We start from the raw sequence: 17860 nt of genomic DNA on the forward strand, positions 1-17860 counted from the left end.
CGCCCCCTAAAAAATATTACTTCCACTATAAATTTCTATCATTTCCTGCCGTAAATTATTAGTAATTTCTAATCTTACTTTAGGTGGTAATTCATAAATATCTGTTTTAAATAAATAATTTTGTAAATCAATTTCTTTAATTAACATTTTCGTATGAAATAAATTAGCTTGATACATATTAATATCAACCGCATCATACTTTAACAATGTTTGTGAATCGATATATTCTTGAATTGACGTCATTGGATTATCCATAAAAAGCTTTCTTCCCTTAATATCTCTAGTAAAACCACGAACTCGATAATCCATTGTAATTATATCTGAATCAAAATTCCCAATTAAAAAATCCAATGTTGATAAAGGGGAAATTTCACCACATGTTGATACATCAATATCAACCCTAAAAGTAGCAATATTAGTTTCTGGATGATACTCAGGATAAGTGTGTACCGTAATATGACTTTTATCCAAATGTCCTAAAATTACTCGATCATCAACTTCTTCAGTCCCTTTTCGTTCATTTTCAGCTAGAAGCATAGTAACACTAGCTCCTTGTGGATGATAATCTTGTTTAGAAACATTTAACACTTGAGCCCCAATCATATTTGCCACTTCATATAAAATATCTGTTAGTCTTTTAGAATTATATTGTTCATCAATATAAGCAATATAATCTTTTTGAGCACGTTGACTTTTTGCATAACAAACATCATAGATATTAAAGCTCAAAGATTTAGTTAAATTGTTAAACCCATATAATTTTAGCTTTTCGCCCATCTCGTTTTCCCCCTTTAAAACAAAAAACTCAAGCTGGTCATCCAACTTGAGAATCAATCCATTATCATAATAGAACAAATTTCGTGTTCATTTTGATTTTTATCAGAGTCTATATAGCAAGAATCACTTTTACTACTCTTATTGATTGTTTCACAAGTGTGATGTGCCCAAAGCACACGGTTGTATAGTCACCAACTCAATGTTAAAAATATAACATCAACTTATAAAAGCGAACTTTCGTTCTATCAATAAGGCAACAAAGTTGCCGATTCGGCTTTTGACCCAGCTGTCCGGATGGCTTTAACTCATAAGAGTGGTCAAAATTCTTGCAAAATAAATTCTCTTTTTGCAACATCTAGATTATATATAATAATAATCAAAATTGCAACAGTTTTTTTATAAAATAAAATCATTTGTTTAATATAGTAAACTTATTATGTTTTAAAATAAATTCAACTATTTCGTTATAATCATTTGTAGCAAACATTTTAGGTGGAATTGAATAAACATCACCATGAAATTTAGTAAGTATTTTAGATTCTAAATAAGCTATCTGAGGTGCTAATAATATCATGTCATATTGTCTAGCCTTTTTATCAATATTGTTATAACTAGCTGCCTCAATTTCTATTGGTATTTTAGCCAGGTTACAAAATCTTTTCATTCCATCAGCAAAATATGTAGAAGTATAACCAGCGCTACAACATAACAATACTTTTATTACTCTAAGCTGATAATATTCTTTAAACGTATTAATAAAATCATTAAAGATTATTAAAGCCTGCTTAAAATTTATAAATTGGTAGTGCATATAATATAAGCGTTCCTTATTACTATTATCAAAGATTTCATGTTCTATTAAATAATCTCGATAAAAAGCTGTTGTTCCTAAAAAATCTTTCTTTTTAAAATATATTACATCTGATTTCTCTTCAATCTGGATTTCTTTAAAGCTTAAATTTTCAATCCAAGATTTAAAAATACATATATTAATATCTTGAAAAAAAGAATCCATATTTTCACCCTCTTTACTGTATCTAATTAACTATTAGTATCATTATATTTGCTGATCAAATTATAATAAGCTACTTTTTTATTTACATTTTCATCATAATTCATTTTAAAATAACATGTATATAAAGCATCTAAAATAAATAAAACTGACAAACGAGTTGAAAATGAAGATATTTTTTTATAATGATTTTCATGATTATTAATGAACAGATGATAATCAGGATCAAAATTTTTAAAATTGTAACCATATGCTGAAATTAATAACATTTTGGTTTGTTTCTCTTTAAGAATCTTTGGCAAAATATTACTTAATATTCCGCGCCCTTGAAAAGAAATAATAATAGCAAAATGGTTATTATCACCACTTGCTGCTAATAATCGCTGTTGATATTCATCAATTGGCACATTTACATTTACCCCTATTTTATGTTTATTCCAAAAAATTGTTTATCAATTGTACCTTTTCTGACTTTTACTAAATTTAATTTTTAAATATTGTTCTAAAGAACAAATAGTATATTTATTGTGAAATTCTTTAAATTTCAAATTAGGAACATACTTTTAAAACATAAAATATTTATCTATTATATGGATTAATCACAAAATATAATTTATTCATGAAAATTAACTGTGCTTAGCATTTTATATTTGAAATAAACATTTTAATTTTACTCTTTAATATTTAGTATTAATAAAATATATAGTGTATATTAATTCTTAATAATAACTACTAAATAATTTAATTGTTATTAATTAATTTTCATATAGAAAAAGTAGAGCAACGCAGGCGTTGCTCTACATAAAACTTTCGTTTTTGTCCTTCATCATATTATATGTATTTTTCGCATAAATAGTCAACAATTTTTTTAACAAATTCATAATTTGATGTAAATATATTATCGTTAATAAAATATTCACTATGTTTAACAAATCTTACATTTATTAAATCTTGTAAGATGTGCAATTGTTTTTCTTTTAATATAGGACTGCTACAAACTTCATTAAATAAAAATAAAGTTGCTATAAAATCATGTATAATTGGATTAGCAATTTTTTTCTTTCTCGTATTTTTACTAATATTAGGAATTTCTGTTAATAAAGATACTAGTTTTTTATTAGGTTCTATAATATTTTTCTTACCGTTAAATAAGTGTGTATGCGTATATGGTTTTCTTAAGGTATTTAATAAGCAATTATTATGAGCTGAAGCATTTCTAATAAATTTTAATGGCCATAGTAGATTATTTATTGTTTGAGATTTATTTTCTGGATAAAGTTCATAATATAATTCAAATAATTTAATAAAATCGCCAAAAGATAACACTTCTACAATGTTCCACACAGCCCAATTATTTTCATACTTATGAATTAGATCAGCACAAGCAGAGTCATTCTTTTTGAAATCAATATTGCGTTTAATATAAGGATATTTTTGAAAAAACTGACTAATAATATTATATCCATCTTCTTTATCATTATTTGTTAAATCATTGATTAATTTTACCTTTAAAAAATGCTCTGTATCTAACGATAATTTAATAATATACTCTCTTAAGTACATATCAAGTTTAGATAATTCTACTAAGTATTCAAAATCTAAATGAATATATTGCTTTTTTGATTCATTATATTCAAAAGATTTAGCAAAAGATTTTATCTTAAAATAATATGTATTATATGTTAAATATTGCAATGCTGAATGCTCATCCATAATTTCAAATTTAATGTTTTTATTTTTTAAATTTTCTATTTATTGGTAAACTGAATACTTTTTTCGCAATGAAATCACCTCTAAAATATTTTATCACTATTTTGTCAAATAAAGCAGATGAATTTGAGATTTTCTTTACTCATGATAAAATATTATGTTTTTGCTTTATTAGAAGCCTATTCAACTAATTCATTATCTTTGAATCAATTATCTAATGTAAAAAAAGAGCAACAACATAGTGCTCTTTTTAAAGATAATATCAACTTAGTTTAGTTCTTTAACTCTAATTCGATTAATTGCTTTCTTTAGTGCAACTTCAGCTCGCATTAAATCAGTATGTTCAGTTGGATGATGGATTCTTTCTTCAGCACGAGCTTTAGCTTCTTTAGCTCGATTTAAATCAATTTCTTCTTTTGATTCGATTGAATCTACTATTAATTTGGTTTCATTATCATTTACATAAATAAAGCCATTCCCAACAGCAAATTCATAACGCTGATTATCGATAATATAACTCATCATTGAAATTTCAACACCAGTTGCAAGCGGAATATGATGAGCTAGTATTCCAATCTGACCACCAGTTGAGCGAAGATTTAACTGATTGACTTCCACTTCTTGATAAACTCCTTTAGGAGTTATGATTTTAAGCTTAAATTTACTCATTTTCTAATGTCTTCGCTTTTTCAATTGCTTCTTCAATAGTACCAACGTTGTGGAAAGCCTGTTCTGGTAAATCATCATATTTACCTTCAAGAATTTCTTTAAATCCTTTTATTGTATCACTAACGCGAACATATTTTCCATCCATTCCTGTAAACTGACTTGCTACAGTAAATGGTTGTGATAAGTAATTACGCACTCTACGAGCTCTTGCTACTGTTAACTTATCTTCTTCACCTAATTCGTCCATACCTAAAATTGCAATAATATCTTGTAATTCTTGGAAACGTTGTAAAATTTGTTGCACACCATGAGCAACTTCATAATGTTCTTTACCAACAACTAATGGATCAAGAGCTCTTGATGAAGAATTTAATGGATCTACTGCTGGATAAATTCCTAATGCTGCAATAGAACGATCTAATACAACTTTAGCATCTAAGTGAGCGAAAGTTGTTGCTGGTGCAGGGTCAGTTAAGTCATCTGCTGGTACATATACAGCTTGAACAGATGTAATTGAACCATTTTTTGTTGAAGTAATTCTTTCTTGTAAAGCTCCCATTTCTGTTGCCAAAGTTGGCTGATATCCAGCTTGAGATGGGACACGACCTAACAAGGCAGAAACTTCAGAACCTGCTTGAGTGAAACGGAAAATATTATCAATGAACAATAAGACATCTTGTCCTTGGCTATCACGGAATTCTTCAGCCATTGTAAGACCTGTTAATCCTACTCTTAAACGAGCTCCAGGTGGTTCGTTCATTTGACCAAAAACAAGTGTTGTTTTTGAAAGTACACCACTTTCTTTCATTTCATAATATAAATCATTTCCTTCACGACTACGTTCTCCAACTCCAGCGAAAACAGATAGACCACCATGTTCAGTAGCGATATTATTAATAAATTCTTGAATTAATACTGTTTTTCCTACTCCGGCTCCACCGAATAAACCGATTTTTCCCCCTTTAATGAAAGGACAAATTAAATCGACAACTTTAATTCCGGTTTCCAAAATTTCAGTTTCAGTTCTTTGTTCAGAATATGATGGGGCACTACGATGAATTGGCATTTTTTTAACGTCATCACCTAATGCTTCTTTTCCATCAATTGGTTGTCCTAAAACATTAAACATTCTTCCTAATGTTTGATTTCCTACTGGTACAGTAATTGGGTGTTTAGTATCAACTGCATCCATACCTCTTCTGACACCATCAGTTGGTCCCATAGCAATACAACGAACAATATCATCTCCGATATGTTGCGCTACCTCAACTACTAGTAGTTCATCTCCATTTTGAATTTCAATCGCCGTATTTAAAGCTGGTAGATTACTATCACCATTAAATTGGATATCGATTACTGGCCCTTTAGCACTAATTATTTTACCAATATTTTGTGACATACGGCACCTCCTTATTGTGCATTAGCCCCTGCCACGATTTCACTAATTTCATTAGTAATCGCAGTTTGTCGAGCTTGATTATATTTTAATAATAACTGTTCTGTAAGTTCATCGGCATTATCAGTAGCATTTTCCATTGAAGTTCTTCTAGATGCATTTTCACTAGTTACTGATTCAATAATATAACCATAAATAACTGCTTGTAAATACATTGGAATTAAGCTATTTAAAACTTCTTCAGGACCTGGTTCAAATAATGTTTCTTTTTTAGAAAGCTCAATATCTTCAAAACTATCAGCATCAATTGGTAATAAAGTAACAATTCTAGGTTTGAAAGTTAAATTATTTATAAATTCAGTATAAACAATTTTAATTTTACTGATTTCCTGATTACAATACATATTTGTTAGTTCTGTTACTAATCTAGTAACATCTTTAAAATTAAATGTAGTATTTAAATCTTCGAATTTAGTATCTGTTATACCTTGATGATTCTTTTTTAAGTAACTTGATGCTTTAGAACCAATACTATAAACATAATCATCAGCTTTAATTACATCTTTGATTTCTTTAAATACGTTTGCATTATAACCACCACATAATCCTAGACTTGAAGCAATAACGATATATGCTTCTTTAGTTACATCTTTGTTTTCTTTTAAATAAGCACTATCATTATTTCCTTTACAATTAGCTAATAGCTCAGCTACTGTTTTAGCTACTTCACTATAGTATGGTTTTGATTGTTCCAATTGATTTCTTGTTTTTCTAAGTTTTGAAGTAGCTACTAGTTCCATTGCCTTAGTAATTTTTTTGGTTGATTCAACCGATTTAATTCTTCGCTTGATTTCTTGCATTCCTCCAGGCATAGCTAACTACCCCTTTGCTTGAGTTTTTTCAAATTGATTTACAAATGCACCGATAACATCTTTCATATGTTTTTCTAAATCAGGCGAAATTTCTTTTTTATCATTGATTTCATCAATAATTTCTTTTTGAGTCATTTCAATATGTTCTACTAATTGATCCATGAAGTTAGAAACTTGTTCAACTTCTAATGATTTAGTAAATCCATATTTTAAAGCAAATAAAGTAATTACTTGAGTTGCAACAGAACGTGGTGAATATTGAGCTTGTTTCAATACTTCACGAACTTTAGCACCATGGTCTAATGTTGCTTTAGTTGCTGCATCTAAGTCAGATCCAAATTGAGCAAATGCTTGCATTTCAGTATATTGCGCCAATTCTAATTTTAAAGATCCTGATACTTGTTTCATTGCTTTAATTTGCGCTGATGAACCAACACGGCTTACTGAAAGTCCAGTATCGATTGCTGGTCTAAATCCTGAGTTGAATAAATCTAACTGCAAGAAAATTTGTCCATCAGTAATTGAAATTACGTTAGTTGGGATATATGCAGAAATATCCCCAGCTTGAGTTTCAATGATTGGTAAAGCAGTGATTGATCCACCACCATTTTCTTCATTTAAACGACAAGCTCTCTCTAATAATCTTGAATGTAGATAGAAGACATCACCTGGATATGCTTCACGTCCTGGTGGTCTTTTTAACAATAAAGAGACAGTACGATATGCTACTGCATGTTTTGATAAATCATCATAAACAATTAATACGTCTTTCCCTTGTTCTAACCATTCTTCTCCAATAGCGCATCCAGCATATGGAGCAATATATTGCACTGGTGCTAATTCACTAGCAGAAGCACAAACAACTGTTGTATATTCCATTGCGCCACCTTGGCGTAATTTTTCTACGATTTGTGCAACTGTTGAATTCTTTTGTCCAATTGCAACATAAATACAATAAATATCTTGTCCTTTTTGATTTAAAATTGTATCAATAGCGATTGCTGTTTTACCAGTTTGACGGTCACCAATGATCAACTCACGTTGTCCTCGTCCAATTGGGATGATTGCATCAATTGAAGTAATTCCTGTTTGTAAAGGCTGATCAACTGATTTTCTAGTCATAACACCGCTGGCAACTCTTTCGATTGGACGTGTTTTAGTTGTTTTAATTTCACCATTACCATCAATTGGTTGTCCTAATGGGTTTACAACTCGTCCTAATAATTCATCACCTACTGGAACTTCCATAATTCTACCAGTACGTTTAACTTCATCGCCTTCTTTAATTTCATCTTCAGAACCAAGTAAAACAGCACCTACGCTATCTTCATCTAAGTTCATCACCATTCCATAGACATCGTTTGGGAAGGCTAAAAGTTCACCTAACATGGCATCATCTAAGCCATGGATTACACTTACACCATCTCCAACAGTCATAACGGTTCCTACATCTTTTTGTTCAATCACTTCATCAAAGTTTTTAATTTGTTCTTTGATCAAAGTGCTAATCTCATCTGGTCTAAGCCCCACTATTTTCACCTACTTTCTTAATAGTTCTTTTTTCAATAATGAAACTTTATTTTTGATTGTTCCATCAAAAACCCGATTATTTACTTCAACTTTAATTCCACCAATTAAAGCTGGGTCTTTAACAACTTTTAATTTAATTGTTTTATTGGTTGCTTTTCCTACTGCTTGTTCAACTTGTTTTAAAGACTCTGGTGAAATATCAAAAGCAGTATATAAAATACCCTCTTCTATTCCAAAATAATCATTACATAATTTTTTAAATTCTTTAATTATTTCTTGAAGATAGCGAATTCTTCTTTTTTTGACCAATAATTTCAAAAAATTAACAATATATGTGTTAACTGTTCCTTTAAAACTTTGATCTATTAAATCACATTTAACTTTATCATCAATCAAAACATGACTAAAAAAAGTTAAGAATTTAGGCTCTTTACTGAAGATATCATCAATCAATAGCATATCTTTTTGATAACTATCAACCGCATTTTCTTCTTTAGCTAAAGAAAATAATGAAACAGCATAACAATGTGCTACAGATTCCATTATTTATCAATTTCCTTAATAAATTCATCAACTAATTTTTCATTAGCTTTTTGATCCATTTCCTGATTCATTATTTTACTAGCCACGTCAATTGCAATATTTACAATTTCATTCTTTACTTCAGCTTTCGCTGCAATTTTTTCTGCTTCGATTTCTTTTGATGCACGTTCAAGTTTTTCTTTCGCTTCTTCATTTGCTTTTTCAATGATACTATCTCTTGTCTTACCAGCATCAACCTTTGCTTTTTCAACAATATTACGATATTCTTTAGCAGCAGCACGAGACTGTTCTTCACTTTCTTCCATTAAAGCTTTAGCCTTTTGCTGCATATTTTTAGCATCATTTACAGTTCCTTCAATGTAATCAGCACGTTTAGCAAAATAGTCTTGTACTGGTTTCCATAAAAACTTTTTAAAAATGCATAACATTACTCCTGTTGCCAGTAACTGAACTATTAAAGTCGTAATATTGGGGAATAATTTTGAGGCAATATCAATATCCATTCTTATTCCTCCTCTTGATTAAATTTGATTTTATCCACCGTATACGAATAATAATAGGAATGAAATCAATAAACCATAAATTGCAACTGTTTCTGTTAAGGCAATACCTAAAATCATTGTTGTACGGATTTTTCCTTCCGCTTCTGGATTTCTACCAATAGCTTCTACTGCTTTACTAGCACAAATTCCTTCTCCAATACCAGTTCCTAAACCGGCACATACTGCAATACCTGCTGCAATAGCAATTAATCCTACGTCTGTCATATTTCTTTCCTCCAATTTTTTACTTAAAATTAATATATCTTTAACTAGCTTAATCTTCATTTACTTCCAAAGCGATTAAAATACTAGATAAAGTCACGAATACTAGGGTTTGAATAAATCCTGCAAAAACATCAAAATAAGCGTGGAATATTGGGGCAATAAGTGGTCCCAAAAAGTTAAAATTGATAACATACTCTGATAAGTATCCCGTAAAACTATATATCAAAGACAACAAAATTGACCCTGCTACAATATTTCCAAAAAGACGCATTGACAAAGAAATAAGTGGTGCCAATGTTCCTAAAATGTTAGTTGGTGGCCAAATAATATCTTTAATATAGGTAAATACTCCTTTTGTTTTTAAAGCGTTGTACTGAATTAACGTAAAAGTGATTATAGTAATCGCTAACGTAATTGAATAATTTGAAGTTGGTGCTTCAAAACCAAATAATCCACTTATATTTGATATAAATATATATATAAACATCATTGCAAAATAAGGATAATAATTCTTAGAAAACTGTGCTGGCATTAATGTTGCCATGTAATCTTGAATCATTTTTACTCCTGTTTCACAAACAAGAACAATCCCAGTGGGTCGCTTAGTCGAATCTGCTGCTTTGATTTTCCTTCCAGCCAAAATGAAAAAGATTGATAAAACTGTCATAATAATCAACGAAAAGATCAGTTCTGGCTGAATTACGATATGTATATCTCCCATCACTTTCACCTCCTTTTTTCTAGATTAGCTATTTTGAGTTTTTTCCAACCTATCATTTCGATAAGCATCAATATAAATAGTAGCCTGAATAATAAAATAACCAAGAAAAACCGTTATAATATTGATCCAGGATACTTTTATAGCAATAAAAAATCCTGCTCCATATACAAACAATTTTGCAAAAAACAGAACAACAACTAAGCTGATTGTACTTGTTGATAAAGCTAAAATAAGATCACTTATTTTAATTATCATCTTAAATACAATCAAACTAACTATATATCCAATGATCATTCCTATCAAATAAGAAATGTCAGATACAATCAAACTAACTACACCAGCTATTGCCAGAGCTACTAAAAATACATATTTAGAATGGCTCATTACTGTCTTTTCATTCATCTTTTCCTACTCCTAACAATAACTTTATTACATAAATAAAAGCCACTATTAATAAGACTAATATCCAGCATGGTTTAGAATTGAAGTAATCATCAAGCCATAAACCAGCTATTACAGCTAGTAAAAACACGCCAATTACTTCAAAACCTAACCATAAACAAAAGACAATATCTTTTAATAACTTTCTTTTATTCTCTTTCATATTTAAAACTAATCTGTCCCAAACAAACGATCACCGGCATCGCCTAATCCAGGAACAATATAGCCTTTGCTATTTAGCTTATCATCTAGCGCTGCTAACGTCAAATTAACATCAGGGTGTTCTTTTTCAATAACCGCCACCCCTTCAGGTGCTGCTAACAAACATACTAAATGAATGTTTTTAGCACCTCGTTTTTTTAGACTGGTTATTGTTGCACTAGCACTACCTCCGGTTGCTAACATAGGATCAACGACAATAACAATAGCATCTTCTATACCTTTAGGAAATTTAGCGTAATATTCGATTGGTTGTAATGTTTCTTCATCACGTTGTAAGCCAATATGACCAACTTTAGCACTAGGAATAATTCTTCTAAAACCATCTACCAACCCAATCCCAGCTCTTAATATTGGTACTAAAATTATCTGTTTAGCCAATTTTTTACCAACAGTCTTACAAATCGGTGTTTCAATTGGATATTCTACTAATGGTAAATCTTTAGTAACCTCATACGCCATTAACATAGCGATTTCATCAAGATTTTCTTTGAATACTATTGTATTTGTATTTTTATCACGCATAATAGATAATTTATGGTTTATTAATGCATGATCAAGTACTGTCGTTGCCATTTTTTTCACCTCTTAAATATATTTAATATCATTATACATTTCAACTTTATCAGTTAAAGCTTTAACTCTTTTAATACATTCTTCTTTAATTTGATCTGTTTCTTCATTTTTTAAACGATAAGCAATTATCTTTCCGACTTCTTCGAAATCTTCTTCTTTAAATCCTTTAGTTGTCATAGCAGGTGTTCCTACACGAATACCACTAGCTTTAAATGGTTTTTCTGTATCAAAAGGAATCGCATTTTTATTAGCAGTAATATTAATTTCATCTAATAAACGTTCTGCTTTTTTACCAGAAATTCCACAACTAGATTTAACATCTATTAAGATCAAATGATTATCAGTACCACCAGCTACTAATCTAAATCCTTCTTCTTTTAAAGATTTTTCAAGAGCTTTGGCATTTTTAATAATTTGTTTTGCATATTCTTTAAACTCTGGTTGCATTACCTCATAGAAGCAAGCAGCCTTAGCAGCAATTATGTGCATTAAAGGTCCACCTTGCATTCCTGGGAATACCGCACGATCGATAGCTGGCGCTAATTCTTTTTTACACATAATAGCACCACCTCGTGGTCCCCTTAAGGTTTTATGAGTTGTTGTTGTAACAACATCAGCATAAGGAAATGGTGATGGATGTTCACCTGCTGCAACTAAACCAGCAATATGAGCCATATCGACCATAAATAAAGCTCCTACTTCATGCGCACATTTAGCCATATATTCAAAATCAATAATTCTTGAATATGCGCTTGCTCCAGCTACTACTAGTTTAGGTTTAATTTCCTGACACTTCTTTTTAAATTCTTCATAATCAATAGTTTCAGTTTCTTTAGAGACACCATAACTATAAAAATCATAATTAATTCCAGAATAGTTTAATGGATGTCCATGTGTTAAATGTCCACCATCTGCTAAAGACATTCCTAAAACTTTATCACCGTGCTCTAATAAAGCCATATATACTGCTGTATTAGCTTGAGCACCACTATGAGGTTGAACATTTGCATGCTGGGCACCAAAGATTTTACATAATCTTTCTTTAGCTAAAGTTTCCACCTCATCAACAAACTGACAACCACCATAATATCTTTTTCCCGGATATCCTTCAGCATATTTATTAGTAAGAACACTTCCAGCCAACTGCATAATTTCTGGAGAAACAAAGTTTTCAGAAGCGATTAGCTCAATGTTATTTCTTTGCCGATTTAATTCCCGTTCAACACTTTCAAATACAGCAACGTCTTTCATTTTATTCTTCTCCTTCATAAGCCATCATTTTTTCAATTCTTTGAATGTGACGTCCACCTTCAAATTCTGTTGATAGCCATGCTTTTAAGATTTCTAATGCTAAACCTTCACCAATAACTCTTTGTCCCATTGCAATCATATTACTATCATTATGAGCACGTGTAGCTTTAGCACTAAATACATCATGACATAATGCACATCTAATACCATTTACTTTATTAGCAGTAATACTTACACCAATTCCAGTGCCGCATACAACTACCCCCTTGTCGCATGCACCACTAGCTACTGCCTTAGCGGCTTTACCAGCATAATCTGGATAATCGCAGCTATCTTCACTATTTGTTCCAAAATCTTCTACTTCATAACCATTATCTAATAAATATTCTTTTAACACATTTTTTAATCTTAATCCACCATGGTCACATGCCATTGCAATTTTCATTTCAATACCTCCATTATTTCTTCTTTAGAAATATCTCCTAATCTTAATATCTCAACATTACCCTTACTTAAATCAACAATTGTACTAGCCTTTTTACTGATACTTTCTCCTTTTACAATTAAAGGAATTTTTCCTTTAAATACCTCCATAACTGCTTGATCATCAACCAGACTTTCTTTACCTGATAGATTAGCACTTGTTACTAACATTGGTCCTGTTTTATCTAGTAATGATAAAACAAACTTATCATCAGGTATTCTAATTCCGATTGTATCAAGTGAGGCTGTAAAATATTTATCAATATGTGGCTTTTTTTTCAAAATGATAGTAATCATACCGGGCATAAAAGCTTTGATTATCTTTTTAGCATTTTCATTAACATATGCATATTTTTCTATATCTTCAGGTTTGCTTATCATCATTGAGATTGCTTTACCCTTATCACGTTTTTTTATTTGATATAGTGCATCTAAAGCCTCTTTTGATCCAAACTTTACCCCTAAACCAAAAACAGTTTCAGTAGGAAAAGCTACCACCTTATTATTACCCACTAATTCAGCGGCTAAATCAAGAGCATCTTTTTCAACTAAAACTGTATTCATACAATCACCTCATTTGACCTATATTATACAATAAAAGATATAAAATTTGTAGCATTTTAGTGATATTTTAACACATGCTTTATATCTGTAGAAAAATAAACAATAACTGACTTTTGGTCTACAATCATCATTACAATATTTGCCATTGGCATTTTTTCATATCTACATTACCGTTACTTTTAAAAACCACACCTTCTTGACATAACAATTCCCTTTGCTCTATCCAGCCAGGTACTAAACGTCCTGCACTATTAACAACCCGATGGCAAGGATAGTTACCATATTGTTCACTATGACTTAAAATTTTTCCTACTAAACGAGCATTTTGGCTTCTACCTGCTAAAATTGCAATTTGTTTATAGCTAGCAACCTTACCTTTAGGTATTTCAGCAACTATTTCTAATATTTGATACGCTAAATCATCATTCATCAATTTTCACCCTTATTATTTAAAATTAATTTAATATTATAAAAAGAGATATCATTTCATTTTGATATCTCTTTATTTCTAAAATTAATTGCTTTCAGGATAAGTAATTACTACTCTTGTTAAAATACCTTTTTTATTTTCTGTAACCATTTCATATTCATATCCTTGATCATCTGAATAATGCCAATGTCCATCAGTATTTTGATAAGGACCACCGATTGTATCCATTAAATCATCATGACTTGTTGTTTTGCCATCCATTGCAATTTCTTGATCATCTTGAGTAATAAATACAATTGAATCTAAACAATGATGATTAGTTTCTTCAGTAATTGTGTCATAATCTAAAGTGATTTGAGTTACTTTACAATCTGCAATTGGTAAACTTTCATCAGTGTCATTTTCATAGCGGATACCAAACCATTGCCATTCATCACTAGCACCATCAATATAAACCTTTAAAAACGCTACCATTGATGATATCCCACCAGCATTTAATTCACCGGCTTCATCGATAGTTTTTCCAGTATCACCAAGTTCTACTTTTGTACCAATTTTTTCTAAATATCTAACATATTCACCAACTGTTTCTGGTAAACAAACATTTTCTCCTTCAATAGTAAAATACTTAATTAATCCTTTTGATTCAGTAAATGGTCTTTCTTCAGTAGTATTATTATCTGATCCACCAGATGATGAACCACCACTATTTGAATCATCACCACCACATGCTGTAAGAGTAATTACCATCATTAATGATAACCCTATTGTTAATAATTTTTTTAACATAGTATTTCTCCTTTTTTTTGTTATCCAAAAAACATTATAATTAATTTTTAGGATTTTATCTACATTTTCACTGAAATTTCTATATAAATATTAATATTTTAAATATATTTTACTATTTTATTATTTAATAATTTAATTAAATAAATTGTTATATATAAATCACAGTTTATTGATAAAATTTGTTATTTCATCAATAATTCCTTGCTTTTCACTTTTATAATCTTTGGGTTCAAAATTATGAGCATTTTCTACTAATTCATCAAGCTTAGATAAATCAGTACATGGAATAATATAATCTTTTTTTACAAATCTTTCCATAATCTGAACTTGATGATCATTATTTTGCTCTTTATACTTTCCCAAACGCGGTACTACTATTGTTCTCTTTTTTAACTTTAGTGCTGAAACAATAGCGGCAACACCAGCATGTGTAATTATCAAATCGGCAATCTCAATTTGATGTAACAATTCTTCTTCACTGTAATATTCTTGACAATGAATTTTATCATAAGTTCCTTTTGTATATCCTAACTGGACATAGACATCATTTTCATTTACAAATTTTGAATCTAAAATAGCATTTAACAAGCGATCAAATCGTTTATCTTGAGTTCCAAACATAACAAAGATTCTCATTATTTTAGCCCTCCTCGATATTTTGCTTTAGGATATAATTTGAGCATATCTTCCCATTGTACTAAAAACAAGTCAGCAATTGGATATACTAATTTACCTGATAATGTCTTAGTAGTAATATTTGCAAATGTTTCTATAAAAATAACCTTTTTACCAAATAACTTAGCTATATAACAGATTGGCACCGTTGTATGGGCTCCTGTTGCAATAACAACATCAGGTCGCACTTTTAAAAATGCTTTAAAACTTTTAAAAATATTGATTGGAAAATTACATAGAAACTTAAATAAATGTTCTTTAGTTCCAGCCGGCATATACCAGCTTCTTGATTTATTTACTTTTTTATACTCTTGCATCATTTCATGATCTTCGGTAATTAAAAATGAATTATAACGCTCCATTAATTCCTTTAACTCGCATAACTCACTATAATGTCCACCAGCCGATGATGTAAAAATTACTCGTGTTTTTAGATCATGTATATTAAAATTTTTAAAAGCATCTAACCATTGTTTTTTTACACTTTCATATGAATACATTTGAGCTTTAGCAATAGCATTTTTAGATAATTCATCTTGTGGAGTATTCAAGATTTCTACAATTTTATCAGCCATTTTATCTAAATCGCGATTTTTTATAATATAGCCATCTTTTCCATCATCAATAATATCTAATGATCCTTTAGCACTATCAAATGAGACACATGGTATTCCATAACTCATCGCTTCTAATAAAACTAAGCCAAAACTTTCATAGTGCGATGTTGTAACAAAAACTGATGTGTCTAATAAAATCTGTTCTTTTTCTTTACCCACTGTATTACCATGGAAATCTACTGATTTACTAACTTCTAATTGATCAGCTAATAAACTTAAATTTGCTCTTTCCTCACCATCACCTAATATTTTTAACTTAGCTTCTGGCTCTTGTTTTAAAACTTTTTTAAATACCTTTAACATATCATCATATGCTTTTTCTTTTGATAATCTTCCCATTACAGTAATTTGTTTTGTATTAAGATTTGCTTTTTGTTCAGGCATACTATCAATACATAATGGTAAATATAAACATTGTGGTCCTGTTAAATATTCTTTATAAAATTCACATATTGATTTTGAAGCTGGTATAAATAAGTCGAATTTTTTTACTGCCCGATATACTTTTTTTGGATAATTCTTTGCACATTCTGGATGACAATGTTCCCAAGCAATTAATAGTTTATTTTTTTGATACTTAGCAAATAATTTATCAAAAGCTAGTGTTGAAGAGACAATAATATCACCATCGTTATCTTTAGCACATAGTTTTATTAATTGATGCTTTTTTATTAATACCCTAACTGCTTTTATTCCTTCAATAAAAATACTAAATATTTTTTTATTTTTTAATGCAAATTTAAACTCTTCTTTATTAGGTTTAAGATTTGTCGATAAGTAAGTAACTTTTACTCTAGGATCAATATAAAATGATGGCTCACACAACTTATATACATTTACAATTTCAACATCAAAATCATCAATTAACATATTAGCTAAAGAGCAAATAGCTTTTTCAATCCCACCAACACGAAGATGTAATGATAATATCGTTACTTTTTTCTTTTTACGATTATTATTAGTGTTTACAATTTTTTTATTAGTTCTTAAATATGCAAACTTACATGCCCATAATGCTGTACGTTTTAAGCGTTTAATATGTTTTTCTTTATGATCAAAACATGTTAAATGATAATGTAACTGCGACTCTTTTAAAATTCTTAATTTACGATAATGATTAATATTTTTATTAATTGTTACTGAATGATTATGAATAACATTAACATTGTTTAAAACACATACATGCAAACCTGCTTGTCTAGCTTTAGTGCATAAAATATCTTCTTCATAGAAAAGAAATGTTCCTTCATCTAAAAAGCCAATTTTATCAATAACTTCTTTTTTCATACCAAAGAAGCACCCAGAAATACAATCAACCGGACTAACTGGTCCATGGTAATGAAATTTTGAATATTTATTACTTTTTTTAAACAATCGATTAATTATTGGATAGTTATCATGGATATCATATTTAATCGTTCTTTCTTTCCAACCACGATTAATTGTTCCATGTTCTTCAATTGTAGGTCCAAAAATTTGATAATTATTTTCAGAATTCATATGTGCGATAAAATCCAACAAATTATGTTGATCAACTATAATATCGGGATTAGCAATAATATAATTATCAAATTCTTGTTCATATAAATACTTTAATCCTGCATTATTTCCTGCAGCATACCCTCGATTTTCTGTTAGAGGTATTAATTTAACATCTGTTAAAGTTTGCAATAATTCTAATGAATTATCATTTGATCCATTATCAACAACGCATATCTTATCAATTATTTTGAAATTTTTTATCTGATTAACAAAATCTACCGTCTCTTTAGCGTCATTATAATTCAAGACAACTATTCCTGTTTTCATTTTTACCTC

Annotated in this window: 23 protein-coding genes; 1 reads left to right on the forward strand and 22 read right to left on the reverse strand. The window is 29.7% G+C overall.

Going from position 1 to position 17860, the window contains the following annotated elements:
• Positions 1-6: 6 nt before the first annotated feature.
• The 4 genes from speD to ABGT36_RS13405 form a co-directional block, all read right to left on the reverse strand.
• Positions 7-777: an adenosylmethionine decarboxylase gene (gene speD / locus ABGT36_RS13390; protein WP_087302849.1), complete on the reverse strand. Its 771-nt coding sequence runs from the start codon at positions 775-777 to the stop codon at positions 7-9.
• Between the two features lie 409 nt (positions 778-1186).
• A complete protein-coding gene (locus tag ABGT36_RS13395) occupies positions 1187-1792 on the reverse strand; it encodes a hypothetical protein (protein WP_346678421.1) in 606 nt (201 codons plus the stop codon).
• A 26-nt stretch (positions 1793-1818) separates the two neighbouring features.
• On the reverse strand, positions 1819-2196 hold the full coding sequence (locus tag ABGT36_RS13400) for a hypothetical protein (RefSeq protein ID WP_346678423.1): 378 nt from the start codon (positions 2194-2196) through the stop codon (positions 1819-1821).
• 424 nt (positions 2197-2620) lie between these two features.
• Positions 2621-3484: an Abi family protein gene (locus tag ABGT36_RS13405; RefSeq protein WP_308698137.1), complete on the reverse strand. Its 864-nt coding sequence runs from the start codon at positions 3482-3484 to the stop codon at positions 2621-2623.
• A 159-nt stretch (positions 3485-3643) separates the two neighbouring features.
• Here ABGT36_RS13405 and ABGT36_RS13410 point away from each other — a divergent pair, with 159 nt between their 5' ends.
• Positions 3644-3775: a hypothetical protein gene (locus ABGT36_RS13410; RefSeq protein WP_255375794.1), complete on the forward strand. Its 132-nt coding sequence runs from the start codon at positions 3644-3646 to the stop codon at positions 3773-3775.
• On the opposite strand, the gene atpC is transcribed toward ABGT36_RS13410, so the two are convergent.
• From atpC to pssD, 18 genes are all read right to left on the reverse strand, one after another.
• The gene (atpC, locus tag ABGT36_RS13415) at positions 3767-4168 is read right to left on the reverse strand and encodes an ATP synthase F1 subunit epsilon (RefSeq protein WP_087301390.1); all 402 of its coding nucleotides are present in this window, start codon (positions 4166-4168) and stop codon (positions 3767-3769) included. The two genes, ABGT36_RS13410 and atpC, sit on opposite strands and share 9 nt — an antisense overlap.
• On the reverse strand, positions 4161-5567 hold the full coding sequence (gene atpD / locus ABGT36_RS13420) for a F0F1 ATP synthase subunit beta (RefSeq protein WP_087301388.1): 1407 nt from the start codon (positions 5565-5567) through the stop codon (positions 4161-4163). Before atpD ends, atpC begins: the two co-directional genes overlap by 8 nt.
• 11 nt (positions 5568-5578) lie before the next feature.
• Positions 5579-6436, reverse strand: coding sequence for an ATP synthase F1 subunit gamma (atpG, locus tag ABGT36_RS13425; protein WP_087301387.1), 858 nt, complete (start codon positions 6434-6436; stop codon positions 5579-5581).
• Positions 6437-6442: 6 nt separating this feature from the next.
• Complete coding sequence (gene atpA, locus ABGT36_RS13430; protein ID WP_087373651.1) at positions 6443-7966, reverse strand: F0F1 ATP synthase subunit alpha; 1524 nt, start codon at positions 7964-7966, stop codon at positions 6443-6445.
• A gap of 9 nt (positions 7967-7975) precedes the next feature.
• Positions 7976-8509, reverse strand: coding sequence for a F0F1 ATP synthase subunit delta (locus ABGT36_RS13435; protein WP_087373649.1), 534 nt, complete (start codon positions 8507-8509; stop codon positions 7976-7978).
• Entirely contained in the window at positions 8509-9012 is a 504-nt protein-coding gene (gene atpF, locus ABGT36_RS13440) for a F0F1 ATP synthase subunit B (RefSeq protein ID WP_087301381.1), read from the reverse strand. Before atpF ends, ABGT36_RS13435 begins: the two co-directional genes overlap by 1 nt.
• Before the next feature lie 30 nt (positions 9013-9042).
• A complete protein-coding gene (gene atpE / locus ABGT36_RS13445; RefSeq protein ID WP_004610792.1) occupies positions 9043-9276 on the reverse strand; it encodes an ATP synthase F0 subunit C in 234 nt (77 codons plus the stop codon).
• A 49-nt stretch (positions 9277-9325) separates the two neighbouring features.
• Complete coding sequence (locus ABGT36_RS13450) at positions 9326-9997, reverse strand: F0F1 ATP synthase subunit A (protein WP_087373647.1); 672 nt, start codon at positions 9995-9997, stop codon at positions 9326-9328.
• A gap of 24 nt (positions 9998-10021) precedes the next feature.
• Positions 10022-10399, reverse strand: a complete 378-nt coding sequence (locus ABGT36_RS13455; protein ID WP_346678428.1) for a hypothetical protein — start codon at positions 10397-10399, stop codon at positions 10022-10024.
• Positions 10392-10601 carry an AtpZ/AtpI family protein gene (locus ABGT36_RS13460; protein WP_087301375.1) on the reverse strand — a complete coding sequence of 70 codons (210 nt, stop codon included), beginning with the start codon at positions 10599-10601 and terminating at the stop codon, positions 10392-10394. Before ABGT36_RS13460 ends, ABGT36_RS13455 begins: the two co-directional genes overlap by 8 nt.
• A gap of 8 nt (positions 10602-10609) precedes the next feature.
• Positions 10610-11233: a uracil phosphoribosyltransferase gene (gene upp, locus ABGT36_RS13465; protein WP_087301373.1), complete on the reverse strand. Its 624-nt coding sequence runs from the start codon at positions 11231-11233 to the stop codon at positions 10610-10612.
• 12 nt (positions 11234-11245) lie between these two features.
• Complete coding sequence (gene glyA, locus ABGT36_RS13470; protein ID WP_087301371.1) at positions 11246-12484, reverse strand: serine hydroxymethyltransferase; 1239 nt, start codon at positions 12482-12484, stop codon at positions 11246-11248.
• A gap of 1 nt (position 12485) precedes the next feature.
• A complete protein-coding gene (rpiB, locus tag ABGT36_RS13475) occupies positions 12486-12929 on the reverse strand; it encodes a ribose 5-phosphate isomerase B (RefSeq protein ID WP_346678430.1) in 444 nt (147 codons plus the stop codon).
• The gene (locus ABGT36_RS13480) at positions 12926-13531 is read right to left on the reverse strand and encodes an L-threonylcarbamoyladenylate synthase (protein ID WP_087373644.1); all 606 of its coding nucleotides are present in this window, start codon (positions 13529-13531) and stop codon (positions 12926-12928) included. Before ABGT36_RS13480 ends, rpiB begins: the two co-directional genes overlap by 4 nt.
• Before the next feature lie 130 nt (positions 13532-13661).
• The gene (locus ABGT36_RS13485) at positions 13662-13961 is read right to left on the reverse strand and encodes an MGMT family protein (RefSeq protein WP_087301365.1); all 300 of its coding nucleotides are present in this window, start codon (positions 13959-13961) and stop codon (positions 13662-13664) included.
• Between the two features lie 84 nt (positions 13962-14045).
• A complete protein-coding gene (locus tag ABGT36_RS13490) occupies positions 14046-14750 on the reverse strand; it encodes a hypothetical protein (protein ID WP_346678433.1) in 705 nt (234 codons plus the stop codon).
• 159 nt (positions 14751-14909) lie between these two features.
• Positions 14910-15386, reverse strand: a complete 477-nt coding sequence (gene pssE, locus ABGT36_RS13495; RefSeq protein WP_346678435.1) for a PssE/Cps14G family polysaccharide biosynthesis glycosyltransferase — start codon at positions 15384-15386, stop codon at positions 14910-14912.
• Positions 15386-17851, reverse strand: coding sequence for a PssD/Cps14F family polysaccharide biosynthesis glycosyltransferase (gene pssD, locus ABGT36_RS13500; RefSeq protein WP_346678437.1), 2466 nt, complete (start codon positions 17849-17851; stop codon positions 15386-15388). The genes pssE and pssD overlap by 1 nt, the downstream gene beginning before the upstream one ends.
• Between the last annotated feature and the right edge of the window lie 9 nt (positions 17852-17860).

Origin of the sequence: Erysipelatoclostridium sp. An173, from assembly GCF_963931465.1 — a bacterium.
Lineage (GTDB): Bacteria > Bacillota_I > Bacilli_A > Erysipelotrichales > Coprobacillaceae > Thomasclavelia > Thomasclavelia merdavium.

Excerpts from the sequence above, each read along its gene's own strand:
- speD (WP_087302849.1), bottom strand. The coding sequence starts at position 777 with ATGGGCGAAAAGCTAAAATTATATGGGTTTAACAATTTAACTAAATCT.
- ABGT36_RS13490 (WP_346678433.1), bottom strand. The coding sequence starts at position 14,750 with ATGTTAAAAAAATTATTAACAATAGGGTTATCATTAATGATGGTAATT.
- ABGT36_RS13395 (WP_346678421.1), bottom strand. The coding sequence starts at position 1,792 with ATGGATTCTTTTTTTCAAGATATTAATATATGTATTTTTAAATCTTGG.
- ABGT36_RS13410 (WP_255375794.1), top strand. The coding sequence starts at position 3,644 with ATGATAAAATATTATGTTTTTGCTTTATTAGAAGCCTATTCAACTAAT.
- atpE (WP_004610792.1), bottom strand. The coding sequence starts at position 9,276 with ATGACAGACGTAGGATTAATTGCTATTGCAGCAGGTATTGCAGTATGT.
- ABGT36_RS13450 (WP_087373647.1), bottom strand. The coding sequence starts at position 9,997 with ATGGGAGATATACATATCGTAATTCAGCCAGAACTGATCTTTTCGTTG.
- ABGT36_RS13480 (WP_087373644.1), bottom strand. The coding sequence starts at position 13,531 with ATGAATACAGTTTTAGTTGAAAAAGATGCTCTTGATTTAGCCGCTGAA.
- atpF (WP_087301381.1), bottom strand. The coding sequence starts at position 9,012 with ATGGATATTGATATTGCCTCAAAATTATTCCCCAATATTACGACTTTA.
- ABGT36_RS13460 (WP_087301375.1), bottom strand. The coding sequence starts at position 10,601 with ATGAAAGAGAATAAAAGAAAGTTATTAAAAGATATTGTCTTTTGTTTA.
- upp (WP_087301373.1), bottom strand. The coding sequence starts at position 11,233 with ATGGCAACGACAGTACTTGATCATGCATTAATAAACCATAAATTATCT.
- atpD (WP_087301388.1), bottom strand. The coding sequence starts at position 5,567 with ATGTCACAAAATATTGGTAAAATAATTAGTGCTAAAGGGCCAGTAATC.
- glyA (WP_087301371.1), bottom strand. The coding sequence starts at position 12,484 with ATGAAAGACGTTGCTGTATTTGAAAGTGTTGAACGGGAATTAAATCGG.
- ABGT36_RS13455 (WP_346678428.1), bottom strand. The coding sequence starts at position 10,399 with ATGAATGAAAAGACAGTAATGAGCCATTCTAAATATGTATTTTTAGTA.
- rpiB (WP_346678430.1), bottom strand. The coding sequence starts at position 12,929 with ATGAAAATTGCAATGGCATGTGACCATGGTGGATTAAGATTAAAAAAT.
- atpG (WP_087301387.1), bottom strand. The coding sequence starts at position 6,436 with ATGCCTGGAGGAATGCAAGAAATCAAGCGAAGAATTAAATCGGTTGAA.
- pssD (WP_346678437.1), bottom strand. The coding sequence starts at position 17,851 with ATGAAAACAGGAATAGTTGTCTTGAATTATAATGACGCTAAAGAGACG.
- ABGT36_RS13435 (WP_087373649.1), bottom strand. The coding sequence starts at position 8,509 with ATGGAATCTGTAGCACATTGTTATGCTGTTTCATTATTTTCTTTAGCT.
- ABGT36_RS13485 (WP_087301365.1), bottom strand. The coding sequence starts at position 13,961 with ATGAATGATGATTTAGCGTATCAAATATTAGAAATAGTTGCTGAAATA.
- pssE (WP_346678435.1), bottom strand. The coding sequence starts at position 15,386 with ATGAGAATCTTTGTTATGTTTGGAACTCAAGATAAACGATTTGATCGC.
- atpC (WP_087301390.1), bottom strand. The coding sequence starts at position 4,168 with ATGAGTAAATTTAAGCTTAAAATCATAACTCCTAAAGGAGTTTATCAA.